Source organism: Psychrobacter sp. AOP7-B1-25 (assembly GCF_052376195.1).
Taxonomy (GTDB): domain Bacteria; phylum Pseudomonadota; class Gammaproteobacteria; order Pseudomonadales; family Moraxellaceae; genus Psychrobacter.
This window is the reverse complement of record NZ_JBQSVK010000003.1, coordinates 159,666-173,740: the sequence shown is the minus strand read 5'-3', so window position 1 is coordinate 173,740 and position 14,075 is coordinate 159,666. Positions and strand designations below refer to the sequence as shown.

The following is a 14,075-nucleotide window of genomic DNA, read 5'->3' as shown; positions in this document are numbered from 1 at the left end:
ACTATCTGAGTATCCAACTATCTAAGTAGTCCAAGTAAACACTTTGATATCGTCTGCGCAAGTTTCATTATGCAGAGCACCTAGTCCTATTTTTATCATCATTTTTAAAATAGGGACATGCTTGAATAAGCCTGATATGATAAGGAATAACGGTACAAATCATGTCGTTTAAATAACGGGTTTATATACAGGGATGTCATATGGGGAACGTTAATCAAGCTGAGTTTTGGCAGCAGCGTTACGAAAAAAACAGCATCGGCTGGGATATGGGTCAGGTATCACCACCGCTGAAAGCTTATATTGACCAATTACCTGATAGCGCAAAAAATCAGGCGATACTAGTGCCAGGTGCAGGTAACGCCTATGAAGTGGGCTATCTATATGAGCAAGGCTTTACCAATGTCACGCTGGTTGATTTTGCCACTGCACCGATTGAGGCGTTTGCAGAGTGCTATCCTAGTTTTCCCTCTGAACATTTAATTTGTGCGGACTTTTTCAGTTTATCAGCTGAGCAGTATCAATTTGACTGGATACTTGAGCAGACATTTTTTTGTGCAATCAATCCATCGCGCCGCGATGAATACGTACAGCAGATGGCAAGGTTGTTGAAGCCACAAGGTAAATTGATTGGGTTGTTATTCGATACGGATTTTGGACGGGAAGAGCCACCGTTTGGTGGTACCAAAGAAGAATACCAACAGCGTTTTCAAAGTCATTTTGATATCGATATCATGGAGCCTAGCTATAATTCACATCCAGCACGGCAGGGTAGTGAGCTATTTATAAAGCTGCAAGCGAAGTCAGCTCGCGTTTGAGGTTGTCACGAGCTTGCGTTTCTAATTGATCATAGTAGTGGTCGGTCAGATAGAGTTTGGGATGTGCTAGTAATCCTTTTAACACTGCAGTGCGCCCATCACGGTAGTTGTTATCTAGAACGTGTGCGTATTCTTGGCGTACTTCGTTTGCATACTGCTGATAGGTAGACCAAGGCGCACCCAAAATACTTAAGTCCATATCTAACAAGTATGCTGCATCGTTATATTTGTCATTGTCTATCAATGCATCTATCTGATGATTGGCAGTCATCATGATGAGAGCATAGATCTGTTGGCAATGCTTTGAGCTTAGATAAGGGTTCAAAGCATCTGTTGCAAATTCTGCGCTCTTTAATTCGTTGTCGGAACGTGTTGGGTCGTATATCACATCATGATAGTACAGTGCCAATGCAATGATATGAGGCTCAGTCAGATGGTGTTTGATGCTCTCAAACTGTAGCAATAGCTGCTCGATATGATCGAGCGTATGATAAGCACGTTGTGGTTCACCATAGCGTATAGCGATATCCTGCCAAAGCCTATCTATTTGCTTTGGTGAGATATCGCTGGTCATAGCTGACACATTCTGTGCAAAGTGTACGCTGAGATCATCATGCTTATTCGAGCTGTTTTTCATCCATCATTTTTCACTATGATCGTGGTAAAAATGGTCTAATTATTCTTTGTTGACCACTGCGTCTTTAAACGCTTTATTGAACACTTCTCCAAGCAAGCTAACATCGTCGACACGTGCATAGTTCAAACGGGTGACAAAGGCAATATGGCGATGCGGACCTTCTTCAGCCAAAGGAACAGCGACAGCATTTTGGTTTTGTAGATGTAGCTGATCAAGCGCCATTTCAGGAACTAGCGTTGTACCCATGTTGGCAAGCGCCATTTGAATCAGAGTATTTAGACTGGCATCTGAAAAGCTTGATTTCATCTGTGTACGGTCAAAATGACAGACAGACAGCGTCTGGTCGGTTAGACAGTGCCCTTCACCAAGCAACATCAAGTTGGCCGTTGCGAGTTCGTCAGCATTGATGGTCTCCAGCTTGGCATGTACATCATCTTTTGGAAACACAGCAAAGAAGTCTTCACTCCAAAATTCAAAACTATGGAGTCCATCTACCGCATACGGCAGCGCAATGATAGCTGTATCGATATGACCATAGCGGACTTGCTCAAGCAAACGCTCTGTTTGTTGCTCAACGATGGTCATGCGGAACTCTGGATATTGAGCACGCAGTGCAGGCAGTACTTTTGGCAGCAAGTAAGGCGCAATTGTTGGAATGATACCGACAGTCATAGGATAGGCGAGCGGTGTCTGATGGCTATGGGCACGTGTGGTCAGATCACTCACTTCAGAAAATACTCGCTGCGCTCGTGTGAGAATGTCTTGACCGATAGGGGTGATGAGTACCTGTTTATTATTACGCTCAAAAATCTGTGTATCTAGCTGTTTTTCTAGCTCTGCGATGCCTAGACTCAATGCAGACTGCGAAATATTGCAATCTTCAGCGGCGCGTTTAAAGTGACGATGTTTGGCTACGGCTAGGGCAAACTCAAGTTGTCGTAAAGTAATCATAAAACCTCTCTTTTGGTGGGTTTTTAATGCAATTTATTATGTTTGCTCAACCTTTATAAGGTAGCAAATTACCAATTAAGCACCAATGATAAAATGTAGAGATAATAGTTTAACAAGTTTAATAAAACAAAACATCACATTAAAAACTTTTAACTAGATTAACCATAGAATTCGCGTATAGTTTATCAGGTAGCCCAGAGAGCTAGCGGGCTAATTGAAAAACCATATAAATAATTTTTAATTCAATTAACTATAGAGGAGCCAACCATGGCGTCTATCATCAATCAAGAAATCCCAGAATTTTCAGCAGATGCATATGTAAACGGTGAGTTCAAAACCATCACTTCAGAAGACGTAAAAGGCAACTGGGCAATTTTCCTATTTTACCCAGCTGATTTCACGTTTGTTTGCCCAACTGAGCTAGAAGACATGGCTGCTCATTATGACGAGCTAAAAGGTCTAGGTGTTGAAGTGTATTCAGTATCTACTGACACGCATTTCACGCACAAAGCATGGCATGATTCTTCAGATGCTATCGGTAAAGTACAATATCCAATGATCGGTGATCCTACTGGTAAAATCACTCGTGGCTTTAACGTTATGATTGAAGAAGCAGGTTTGGCTGAGCGTGGTACTTTCTTAGTAGATCCTGATGGATTGATCCAAGTAGCTGAAATCCATGCTGGCGGTATCGGCCGTAGTGCAAAAGATATGCTACGTAAAGTAAAAGCAGCACAGTACGTTCGTGAAAACGACGGCGAAGTTTGCCCAGCAGCTTGGGAACAAGGCGGCGACACATTGAAGCCAAGTCTTGACCTAGTTGGTAAAATCTAAGTAGGTACTTTGTACTTAGATAAAAGTAGCGTTGTATCTTAAACATTTGATTTAAATCAATGCTACAAAAAAAGACCCCATTAACTTATGTTAATGGGGTCTTTTTACGTTTTAAGCATAGGAGCCGTTAGTATTATTTTTTAAGCATCTCTCTAAACCTAGACGCAATATTAAGCATAAGACTGGGCTTTGTTTTTATCAATGATTTTATAAATCTCGTCTTTGAGCTGTAGCTTTCGTCGTTTCATTTGTTCGATTTCTTCTTCACGACTGGCATGCTTTATTGGGTCTTTTTCAAGGCGATTAATTTGCTGATCTAGTTGTGTATGCTCATCAAAAATACTGGCAAAGTGGCTGTCTTTTTGCTTAAGTTCAGCGATAACTTCTTTATTATCTTGCAATGTGTCAGTCTTTCTCATCTGGTCATCCTTGATATCAAGTACAGAACTGTTTGTAAACAGTCGTACGTTATGGTTAAGGTTTTTTAAGATTTTGAGACATCAATCGATACTAAATTGTTAAGTCCATATATTCATGAAATACGCGATGAATGATTGATATTTATATCGACTTGATTTGATTGTAGCGAATAATTCGCTCCGGTTCTATGGCTGTTATATCCTCATTGATTTAAATTTAATTTATTATATTTATTTATGATTAGTTTTATAAAACTTAAGGTTTGAGTTTCTCAGCTTGCTGAAGTTAGCTAAACGCTTGATAATAGACACATCAAAGGGCAAGAGCCTAATATATATAATCTTTTATACAAAATTATTAACATCAACTATTCCATATTTAGACGCGTAGCATGACAGCTACCGTTACATATTTAGTCATAATGAGGAACAAACATGATAGATCAGAATTTATTAGATGCCGTTAAGAGCTACAGTGAAAATATGACACGTCCTATTACTTTTGTATTAGGTAATGGAACGCACACAAAGCGCGCAGAATTGATCGATTTTTTGACCAAGATTGCTGGAACAACAGACAAAATCAATTTCGATGCAGAAGCAACTGATGATAGTTTGCCGAGTGCAATCAGCTTTAAAGTAGTCAGTCACATCGATGGCGCATCAAACGATACAGGCATCGTATTTAGCGGTATCCCAGGTGGCCATGAGTTTACTTCGTTGATTTTGGCGATTTTGCAGGCAGGTGGTCATACGCTAAAATTAGATGAAGGTATTCAAAAGCTGGTTAAGCGTTTCAACAAGCCACTACAGTTCCAAACCTATGTGTCATTGTCGTGCCACAGCTGTCCAGAGGTCGTTCAAGCGTTGAATCAATTCGCGCTATTAAACGATGGTATTAGCAATGAGATGATTGACGGTGCTTTGTTTCAAGAGCAAGTAGAAGCGAACAAAATCCAAGGGGTGCCAGCAGTATTTTTGAACGGTAAGCCATTTGCTAACGGCCTAATTGACACTGCTAAATTGATCGGAAAATTACAAGAGCAGTTTCCAGACCTCTTATCAGAAGTAGAAGACGATGCTGAGCAATTAGAGCAACAAGACGTTACTATCATCGGTGCTGGTCCTGCAGGTGTGGCTGCTGCCATTTACACAGCGCGTAAAGGTCTAAAGGTCACAATGGTCGCTGATCGTATTGGTGGGCAGGTAAAAGACACGCAAGATATCGAAAACCTGATCTCAGTGCCACTAACCAATGGTACAGATCTGTCGGCTAACTTTGTTAAGCATGTGTCTGAATATAACATCACACTAAAAGAGCATGTGAGCGTTAAAGATATCGAAGAGACTGAAGAAGAGAACTATAGTATCCACCTAAATACTGGTGAGAAGTTCGAAACTCGTAGTATTATCTTGGCGACAGGTGCTCAGTGGAGAAAGCTTGGTGTGCCGGGCGAAGAAGAAAATATCGGTAAAGGCGTGGCGTTCTGTGCACATTGTGATGGCCCGTTCTTTAAAGGTAAAGACATCTCAGTGATTGGCGGTGGTAACTCAGGTGTTGAGGCTGCATTAGATTTAGCAGGTATCGTTAATCACGTTACTGTATTAGAGTTCGCTGATGAGCTAAAAGCTGACCAAGTGCTTATTAATAAAGCCAAAGAAAAAGCTAATATCGAATTCGTTACTGGTGCAGCGACGCAAGAAATCAAAGCGACTGATGGTAAAGTATCTTCTATTGTCTATCAAGATCGCAGCACAGGTGAGACTCATGAGCGTGATTTGTCAGGGGTGTTTGTACAGATTGGTTTAGTACCAAACACTGAATTCATCAAAGGCTTCGTTGATCTAAACCGCTTCGGTGAGATTGAAATCGATGAGCGCTGCCGTACAGATCGTAAAGGTATTTTTGCTTGTGGTGATGTAACCACTGTTCCATTTAAGCAGATTAACATTGCGATGGGTGAGGGCAGTAAAGCGGCGTTGTCAGCGTTTGAATACTTGGTCATGCAGTAAGTTGTTTAGTATTAGTTTAAGTATCAAGGACCACCTTAGTTGAGGTGGTTTTTTTATGCCACCGTATAAGTACTTCTCTATAGAATAAGTTCTAATATTTAGAAAGTAGATGTTTATTTGAACCAATAAAGTGATTTTCTTAGGAAATACCAGTATCTACTTTACATAGTCGTAATTTGAATTACAAATTCATGTTGTTGGTGCAATAATGAGTTCAATAAAACTTATCATAGCATCATGAACTATAAGGAAAATCGGCGTGGAATATATTGAAGCTTTTTTCGCTCAAGTTGGAGATCTGACTTGGGGCTGGGCACTCATCCCTATGCTGATTATTTTCGGTCTGTTATTTACCATTGTGGGCAAGTTTGCGCAGTTTAGATACTTCAAACGTATGTTCCGCGTATTTAAGACAGATGAGGTAGGAGACGACGGAATTTCTGCGCGTCAGGCTTTGCTCGTTTCTATCGGTGGACGTGTTGGTGGTGGTAACATTGCTGGTGTTGCTGTTGCAATCTCTCTAGGGGGTCCAGGTGCCGTATTCTGGATGTGGGTTGTGGCCTTAATTGGGATGATGACGAGCATTGTTGAGTGTAGCTTAGCCCAGCTTTACAAGCGTAGAGATGCCGAAGGTAATTTTCGCGGTGGTCCTGCGACCTATATCTTACATGGCTTAGGTAAGGACTATCGCTGGCTTGCTGTTATTTATGCTATTTCTCTACTATTGTCGTTCTCTATCGGGTTTGTGGCATTCCAAGGCAATACGGTAGCAGGTTCTGCTCTCGAAAGTTTTGGAATCGATCGTTGGATATCAGGTTTGGTACTGGTGATTGCAGGTGGGTTTATTGTCTTTGGTGGTATTCAGCGTATTGCCAAAGTAGCTGACGTTTTCATTCCTGTTATGGCGTTAATTTATATCGGTATGGCGCTTATGATTATCGCGTTTAACTTCACAGAATTGCCTGCATTAGTAGTGATGATTGTCAAAAATGCTTTTGGTATTGAATCTGTCGTGGGCGGTGGTATTGGTGTGGCGATTGAGCAAGGTATGAAACGTGGTTTGTTTTCTAATGAAGCAGGTCTGGGTTCTGCACCGAATGTTGCCGCTACCGCTTACGCCACTCATCCTGTTAGTCAGGGTATCTCGCAGTCATTATCTGTGTTTATCGATACGATGATCGTATGTAGTGCCACAGCATTTATGATTTTACTTAGTGGCGTGTACCAACCAGGTGCCGAAGTCGATGGTATTGTACTGGCCCAGCAAGCGCTAACGACCCAGCTTGGGGATTGGGCGCAGTATATCTTGACCACATCGATATTGCTATTTGCCTTGAGCTCTATCATGTATAACTATTATATGGGTGAAAATGCAATCAACTTTTTGGTCAAAAAGAATATTAAAATGGCGACCTTGATATTACGTATTGTGGTGATTGCGGTATTATTTTTAGGTGCAGTAGCTCCTGCAGCTACTACGGTATTCTTCTTCGCTGATCCGCTGATGGGCGTACTAGCATTAGCAAACTTATTGGCACTGATGATGTTATTTCCGCGGGCCAAGCGTCTATTGGACGATTTTGCAAGCCAATTAAAATCAGGGGTTAAGGAGCCGTTATTTGATGCGCAAGAGTATGAAAGGCTGGATCTCGATCTGAGTGCATGGGGTAAAAAAGCGGTAAAAGAAGCGTTAGATCAAAAACAGTAGAACGCATACACTTCATTTCTTATCAAAGAAATTGTATTGCAAAAAAGCGCCTGTCCAGATACTGGATGGGCGCTTTTTATTTCTCGTACTTACTATAATCAGTTTTTGTTTTTGATCAAAAAGATAACGGGCAGCGCAACAACATACATCAGCACACCATATACAGCAGCAGGTAGCGCAATAACGGGTAGTGTGCTCACGCCCATAATGATAGGAGCTAAAGTAATAGCCGTCGTACTATTTTGGATACTGGTTTCTATTGAGATGGTTTTGGTGTCGAACCAGCTGAGTTTTAGAACTCTAGAAGTCAAGATGCTAATAGCGAATAGAATAGCAATGATAAAGATAAGTTCTAGACCAATTTGAGTGAACTGTGATTGTAATAATTGCCAGTTGGAGGCAATAGCAGCAAAGACAATCAAGACGAAAAATACACTAGCCAATCCGTTCAAAAGACTGCTACGACGCACCATAAAGTTAGTAAATTTATGCCGAGCAAGCATACCAAGAGACACGGGCAATGTGGTCAATAAGAACATGACTAGGCCAATCTTTATGGCACTAATAGAGTTTGCCTGATCTTTCATAAAATGATCGAAAGCCAATGTAATTAAAATAGGCAATGTAACTACTGATAATATACTGACCACACCTGTCAATGCGATAGAAAGCGCGACATTTCCTTTGGCATAATAGGTCAACATATTGCTCGTGACGCCGCCTGGACAAAAACTGATCAGCATAATTCCAAAAGCAATCGCTGGTGGCGGAGCCGCTACTAGCACGACTGCGAGCGCCACCAATGGTACTAGCACAACTTGATTGAGTAAGCCGACAAAGAACGCTTTGGGATATTTGGCAATGATTTTAAAATCACTAGGTTTTAGTCCTGCGCCTAGGGTGAACATAATGTAGGCAAGTGCTAGTGGCAGTAATGCTAGCGCGGTATTATTCATCAAACATTCCTTGTAAAGCTAAAATGCCATAAAAAGATGGCGTTTTAAAAGTAAATAGCAGCGTGGCACTTTTGAAGTAGCTGCTCACATTCCATGTGTTTAGGCATTTAATTATCTAGTTAACTAAGTGTTTCAACCATTGAATTAGGTCAAGCATATCAAATGATAATAGCGGTATTACGCTCGCTTAGTAACCCATTTGTCGTGACTATTGAGATTTTTGGGAGACTATCGGGAAGTGATTAGGCAGTGATTGAGCTATTTACATCTAATGAAACTTTGAGCTTGATAATAAGCGCAGTAAAAAGCCCACAAGATTTTGTGAGCTAAATATTTTAAATACTTCAAATGTTTAGTCGGTTTGTGCTGAACTAGTCATCTAGCAAATCCATCTGCTTGGCTGCTTCATAGATACCGTTTGAGCGGTTACCTGTACGGCAAAAAATTAACATTGGTTGTTCAGCTTGATTAAAGAAATCTGCAAATGTTTCGACGTGAGTTTGGTTTAGCTCGTTACCTGCAAAAGAAATCTCTTTATAAGCAAGTCCGGCTTCTTTAGCTGCTGCTTCGATTTCAGCACTGGTTGGCTGATTTGGTTCTTCACCATCAGGACGGTTATTGATAATGGTTTTGAAACCATTTTCGGCAATCATAGGCACTTGGTCAGGCGTGATTTGTCCGGTAAAGCTAACTTCATGGCTCATAAGAGCTCCTTTTTTATTGGTGTTGTTGGTTTTATAAAACGCGTTAGTTCGAGCTATAGTTGTTACAACAGGCCTTGCATCAATGCACTTTGGTATAGCAGTTTGGCGCGTGCACCAGTACCGCAAAACATTAATATGGGCTTGGGCATTGAATGATAGAAATCGGCAAACTGCTCGACTGTCAGCATACTTAGACGTTCATCATCAAATGGCAGATATTGATACGCTAGGTTTGCCTTTTTGGTAGCAGTCGCCAAGTCACAGCTATTAGGCTGTGTTTCTATTTCAGCATCTGGGCGAACATTAAGCACTGAGCGATAGCCAAGCTCGGCAATCTTAACGCATTGGCTTGGGTATATTTGCTTGTAAATCGTTAAATTATCGGTCATAAAATAGGTTCAGTTATATCTGTTAATATATATTTATTATTGAAGGTTTGGCAAAGGACATCAAAGGACTATAATTCAGTATTTTTGAGGCCGATTTCTAGGCCAATTGATTCCCTATTCAATAGGTCTAGCATAACACAGGCGCTATCATAGCGATATTGCGTTGTAGACGACAATAGTAATTGAGGGCGAGAAAAAACTAGTATTATGGCGATTCTGGGGCGGTCAAACTATAGATTACTTTAACGCATCGACAGCATCTAAAGTACTTAGATATACTTGCCCTGATAGCTCGCTAATTAATGAAGTGTGACCAATGATGTCCATCACAGGACCTTTGATAAAGCTAAAATGTAAGCGCTTGTTCTGTAGCGCTAACTCGTGGTTTAAAGTGCAAAGCATTTCTTGAGCGGTCAGATCTATGTGATTGACGGCGGCCATAATCAATATGATTTCATTGGCGTTAGGGTATTGCTGCATGGCATTGAGAATGCGTCGATGTACAGATTCACTATTACCAAAAAACAAACTCTCATCGATACGCAACATCAATAAGTTGTCAAAAGTCACTACATCATGGCGATTGATATTTCGAAAATGCCCTGTACCACCCAACTGCCCAACGATAGCCACGTGCGGCTTACTCGATTGCCAGATAAGACTGGCGAATGACACCATCAGACCGATGACTAGACCAGTATTTAGCCCAAATATAAGCACACCGACAAACGCTGCCAAAAAGCTAGCGCCATCTAAGCGATCACGCTGCCATGCAGACTTTAAGGTCGCAATATCTATCAATCCAATAATAGAAGCCATGATGGTTGCGCCCAGCAGTGCATAGGGTAGTGGAGCAAGCGCACTGCTAAAGGCTATTAGTGCGGCAATCATCACCAGTACGGTGACAAAACTGGCAAGTGGTGTCTTAGCACCTGAGTCGGCATTGATAGCAGTACGCGAAAAACCTCCTGCGACTGCGAAACTCTGGAACAGTCCACCAGACAGATTGGCCAGTCCAAGTCCAGTCAGTTCACGATTGGCATCAAAGCTCTCACCACGTAAGCGAGCATAGGTATTGGCAACGGAACTGCTCGAAACAAATACGATAAGCGCCATCAATCCTGCAGTTGGCAAAAGCTTCAGCGCCTCTTGTAGGTCTGAAATATGCGGCAACGTAAAGCTAGGCAGTCCTTGTGGAATACGTCCAATAGTCGCGACACCATGTGCGCTCCAATGCAGTGCCATACTAAGTACGATAGCGACGCCGAGTAAGATAAGCGGAAACAAGCGCTCTGCCCATTTGGCATACGACGATGATAGCCACGACTGCCATATCCATTCACTTGCATAGCGATTGGCAGCCAGCAGTGCAAATGCGGTAATACCAATCGCTAAGGTCAGTGGGTGCAGCTGGTTAGCATAGCGCTGTATGGTAGACAAATACCCAATTAAACTATTACCAGTGATTGGAATGTCTGTCAGATATTTGAGCTGACTTACAAATATAAGAACAGCTGCACCGCTTACAAACCCTGCGGACACACCGCGACTGATAAACTGCATGATCCAGCCGAGTCTTAACCTTCCTGCAATCCACAGTAAGGCACCTACCATCAGTGCCAATAGACTTGCCATCAGTGCATATTGCTCTGATCCTTGTTCAGCATAGGGCAGTAGACCACTGGCTGTCATAATGGCGGTGATGGCAACTGGGCCTACGGCTTGTACGTTGCTAGAGCCGAGCCAAGCGTAGACGAGTACAGGTACAATTGCTGCATATAAACCATAGACAGGTGGCAGTCCTGCCAATACGGCGTAACCTAGGCTCTGCGGTATTACTAACACGCCCACTACTATGCCAGCGACGAGATCAGCCGGTAACGCTGTGAGCTGGTATTGACGCAGCCAAGATGGAATCAGACGAGCGACGATAGAGGACATATCAATCAATCACCGTAGTAAATAGCAGAAGTAGTTAAATGAAAGCGGTACTATTCTGCTTTGGCACAAAAACGTTGATACAGCAGATCAAGTACCGCTAGTGCATCTTCGCTTGCGATACTATAGTAAATTTGCTTGCCTTCACGGCGTGTGGCGACCAGCTCGTCTTTACGCAATATACCCAATTGCTGCGATAAGCTTGGCTGCCCAACCCCGACCAACTCTTCAAGCTCACCAACGCAATATTCACCTTGGGTCAATTGACAGAGAAGCAGTAGGCGATCAGGGTGCGATAGCGACTTTAATAGTTGGCTGGCTTGTAGCGATGCTTGCTGCATTTGCTTTGCAAGATCGGCAGGTACTAAATCTGCAATGTCAGATGATACGTCGTCAGTGGCACTGCGAGCAGGTGTACCTTCGGCTGAAATAGAAGTAGTCAGAACGAATTCCTTACATTAGATGGCAGTAAATGTCATGAGGTCTTAAACAATATATATTTGATTATCAATGATATCACGCTGTATAGAAAGTTATCATTAATTACATTATATAAATTGATAAATTGTAAACTGGTTGTTATATTATAGACATCAGATAAGTCGTAGGAACACATTATATACGACTGACTACCATACTTAAGGGTCAATTAAAGATAAAAAATCCCTGTGATCGAAATATATATAAATAATTAAAGAGGCCACCATGCAAGTCCATTCTTTTTTAGATAGCGATACAGAAACCTATACCCACGTACTTGCTGATACCGAGCAGAAACTTTGCGCCATTGTCGATCCTGTATTGAACTTTAATGCTAAGTCAGGTAGAACCAATACAAGTAGTGTGGATGAAGTGATCGAGTTTGTGCGTGAGCAGGATTGGACGCTCAAGTACATCATCGAGACGCATGCCCATGCAGATCATTTATCGGCAGCCATTCATGTGAAAGAAAGCCTTGGTGGACAGTTAGTCATCGGTCAGCATATCACCGAAGTACAAAAAATCTTTAAGCAAATTTTTAACTTTGATACCAGTTTTCACACTGATGCCAGTCAGTTTGATATTTTGACAGACGAGGGCGAGATCTTAGAGCTTGGCAACATTACGATCACCGCGATGTATGTACCCGGTCATACACGTGCCGATATGGCCTATCTGGCTGCTGACGATGAAAAAACCGTCGTATTCGTTGGAGATACGTTATTTGCGCCTGACGTGGGAACTGCTCGCTGTGATTTCCCTGGTGGTGATGCCAAAACGCTTTATCAGTCTATCCAAAAGCTGTTAGCACTCCCTGAAGATACCGTCATGTATCTGTGTCATGATTATCCGAGCAAAGGTCGTCAGCATTGCCCAACGACAACAGTAGCTGCGCAAAAGCTAGAAAACATCCATGTCAAAGACAGTATAAACGAAGCAGAGTTTGTGCAGATGCGTGAGCGCCGTGATGCGACTTTAGACATGCCTCGCCTTATCATTCCTGCTGTACAAATCAATATCGATGCGGGAAATCTTCCAGAGGCAGAAGACAACGGTACGCGTTATTTGAAAGTACCTATTAACGCTTTGTAGTCGAGCTGCTACAAAAACCGCAAAACTATGATTAATCAACTATGAGTCAATAGTCGTTAACTTGATAGGGTTTGACCTCAAATATTATTGCTTTTATTACTTCAAGGAATTTATTATGAAAGTTAATGTAGGTCGTACCGATAGGACACTACGTGTTGTGGCTGGTCTCATAATCATTGCTTTAGGTCTTTATTATCAAAGCTTATGAGGTGTCGTTGGCTTAATTCCTTTGTTTACTGGTTTATTCCGCTCATGCGCACTTTATTCGTTACTCGGTATCAATACGTGTAAGCGTCAGTCGTAAGCGTATTCATCTACTGTGTTTTTGTACAATCAATAGTAGACTAAAGGCAACGTTGAATATAGTGATGAGAGGTATATGAACCTTTATCAGCAGTATGTGCTGCCAAAAACGATCGATATCGCTTGCGGTAACGGTAGCGTGATGAAAGCGCGGTCCACAATCGTCCCGCAAGCATTGGGCAATGTGTTAGAGATTGGTATTGGTAGCGGTCTGAATTTACAGTTTTATGATGCCAAAAAAGTCTCTTCTATTATCGGTGTTGATCCAGCGGCTCAGATGCAGTCGCTCGCACGTAAGCGGGCAGCTGACACTGGCATTCCAGTTGAAGTGATAGCTGTCGATGTTGAAGGTATTCATGCTGATACTAACCAATTTGATACGATTGTGATGACTTTTACTTTGTGTAGTATTGATGATCCAGTAGCCGCGCTTCGAGAAATGGTGCGTGTGTTAAAACCTAATGGACGTTTACTATTTTGTGAGCATGGACTGGCACCAGATTCTTCAGTTGAGCGCTGGCAGCATCGATTGACGCCTTTTTGGAAGCCTATAGCGGGAGGATGTCATTTGGATCGCGATATTCCAGCACTTATCAAAAAAGGTGGTTTTGTCGTCGATGAGTTGAGCGAAGCGTATTTGCCCGGTCCACGACCGATGAGCTATGTATATAGTGGCGTGGCACAGCAATTGACATAAAAGATGAGCATAATTAACTGTGCTAGAATCATTCATATAATTAATCAACGTGATCAATCAATGCGACAATGCCTATAATTACGGCAATCAACGTAAATAGTTTTCAGACAAAAGCGTTCATCAAGAGTGTTTAAGATAA

Annotated in this window: 14 protein-coding genes and 1 pseudogene; 7 read left to right on the top strand and 8 right to left on the bottom strand. The window is 42.0% G+C overall.

The window, feature by feature from the left end; translation table 11 throughout:
• Positions 1 to 200 precede the first annotated feature (200 nt).
• Complete coding sequence (locus tag ACT3QR_RS04820) at positions 201 to 815, top strand: methyltransferase domain-containing protein (protein ID WP_444520252.1); 615 nt, start codon at positions 201 to 203, stop codon at positions 813 to 815.
• On the opposite strand, the gene ACT3QR_RS04815 is transcribed toward ACT3QR_RS04820, so the two are convergent.
• The gene (locus ACT3QR_RS04815) at positions 781 to 1,452 is read right to left on the bottom strand and encodes an HD domain-containing protein (protein ID WP_444520251.1); all 672 of its coding nucleotides are present in this window, start codon (positions 1,450 to 1,452) and stop codon (positions 781 to 783) included. The genes ACT3QR_RS04820 and ACT3QR_RS04815 overlap by 35 nt on opposite strands.
• A gap of 39 nt (positions 1,453 to 1,491) precedes the next feature.
• Positions 1,492 to 2,403: a hydrogen peroxide-inducible genes activator gene (locus tag ACT3QR_RS04810; protein WP_444520250.1), complete on the bottom strand. Its 912-nt coding sequence runs from the start codon at positions 2,401 to 2,403 to the stop codon at positions 1,492 to 1,494.
• 267 nt (positions 2,404 to 2,670) lie between these two features.
• On the opposite strand from ACT3QR_RS04810, the gene ahpC reads away from it, so the two are divergent.
• A complete protein-coding gene (ahpC, locus tag ACT3QR_RS04805; protein WP_444520249.1) occupies positions 2,671 to 3,237 on the top strand; it encodes an alkyl hydroperoxide reductase subunit C in 567 nt (188 codons plus the stop codon).
• Positions 3,238 to 3,407: 170 nt separating this feature from the next.
• On the opposite strand, the gene ACT3QR_RS04800 is transcribed toward ahpC, so the two are convergent.
• Positions 3,408 to 3,656: a YdcH family protein gene (locus ACT3QR_RS04800; RefSeq protein ID WP_444520248.1), complete on the bottom strand. Its 249-nt coding sequence runs from the start codon at positions 3,654 to 3,656 to the stop codon at positions 3,408 to 3,410.
• Between the two features lie 435 nt (positions 3,657 to 4,091).
• Between ACT3QR_RS04800 and ahpF the strand changes: the two genes are divergently transcribed.
• Together ahpF and ACT3QR_RS04790 are read left to right on the top strand one after the other, a co-directional pair.
• The gene (ahpF, locus tag ACT3QR_RS04795; RefSeq protein ID WP_444520247.1) at positions 4,092 to 5,669 is read left to right on the top strand and encodes an alkyl hydroperoxide reductase subunit F; all 1,578 of its coding nucleotides are present in this window, start codon (positions 4,092 to 4,094) and stop codon (positions 5,667 to 5,669) included.
• 259 nt (positions 5,670 to 5,928) lie between these two features.
• Complete coding sequence (locus ACT3QR_RS04790) at positions 5,929 to 7,377, top strand: alanine/glycine:cation symporter family protein (RefSeq protein ID WP_444520246.1); 1,449 nt, start codon at positions 5,929 to 5,931, stop codon at positions 7,375 to 7,377.
• A 98-nt stretch (positions 7,378 to 7,475) separates the two neighbouring features.
• On the opposite strand, the gene ACT3QR_RS04785 is transcribed toward ACT3QR_RS04790, so the two are convergent.
• From ACT3QR_RS04785 to ACT3QR_RS04765, 5 genes are all read right to left on the bottom strand, one after another.
• Complete coding sequence (locus ACT3QR_RS04785) at positions 7,476 to 8,333, bottom strand: bile acid:sodium symporter family protein (protein ID WP_444520245.1); 858 nt, start codon at positions 8,331 to 8,333, stop codon at positions 7,476 to 7,478.
• A gap of 371 nt (positions 8,334 to 8,704) precedes the next feature.
• Complete coding sequence (locus ACT3QR_RS04780; RefSeq protein ID WP_057761521.1) at positions 8,705 to 9,037, bottom strand: TIGR01244 family sulfur transferase; 333 nt, start codon at positions 9,035 to 9,037, stop codon at positions 8,705 to 8,707.
• A gap of 62 nt (positions 9,038 to 9,099) precedes the next feature.
• Positions 9,100 to 9,426 (bottom strand): beta-lactamase hydrolase domain-containing protein, encoded by a 327-nt coding sequence (locus ACT3QR_RS04775; protein ID WP_444520244.1) that lies wholly within the window; start codon positions 9,424 to 9,426, stop codon positions 9,100 to 9,102.
• A gap of 237 nt (positions 9,427 to 9,663) precedes the next feature.
• Positions 9,664 to 11,367 (bottom strand): SulP family inorganic anion transporter, encoded by a 1,704-nt coding sequence (locus tag ACT3QR_RS04770; protein ID WP_444520243.1) that lies wholly within the window; start codon positions 11,365 to 11,367, stop codon positions 9,664 to 9,666.
• Positions 11,368 to 11,417: 50 nt separating this feature from the next.
• Entirely contained in the window at positions 11,418 to 11,705 is a 288-nt protein-coding gene (locus tag ACT3QR_RS04765) for an ArsR/SmtB family transcription factor (RefSeq protein ID WP_444520242.1), read from the bottom strand.
• A gap of 364 nt (positions 11,706 to 12,069) precedes the next feature.
• Between ACT3QR_RS04765 and ACT3QR_RS04760 the strand changes: the two genes are divergently transcribed.
• The 3 genes and pseudogenes from ACT3QR_RS04760 to ACT3QR_RS04750 all read left to right on the top strand — a co-directional run bounded on the left by ACT3QR_RS04760 (position 12,070) and on the right by ACT3QR_RS04750 (position 13,936).
• Entirely contained in the window at positions 12,070 to 12,936 is an 867-nt protein-coding gene (locus tag ACT3QR_RS04760) for an MBL fold metallo-hydrolase (protein WP_444520241.1), read from the top strand.
• Positions 12,937 to 13,051: 115 nt separating this feature from the next.
• Positions 13,052 to 13,240 (top strand): annotated as a pseudogene (locus ACT3QR_RS04755) (YgaP family membrane protein).
• Positions 13,241 to 13,315: 75 nt separating this feature from the next.
• A complete protein-coding gene (locus ACT3QR_RS04750) occupies positions 13,316 to 13,936 on the top strand; it encodes a class I SAM-dependent methyltransferase (protein ID WP_444520240.1) in 621 nt (206 codons plus the stop codon).
• Positions 13,937 to 14,075: the final 139 nt, after the last annotated feature.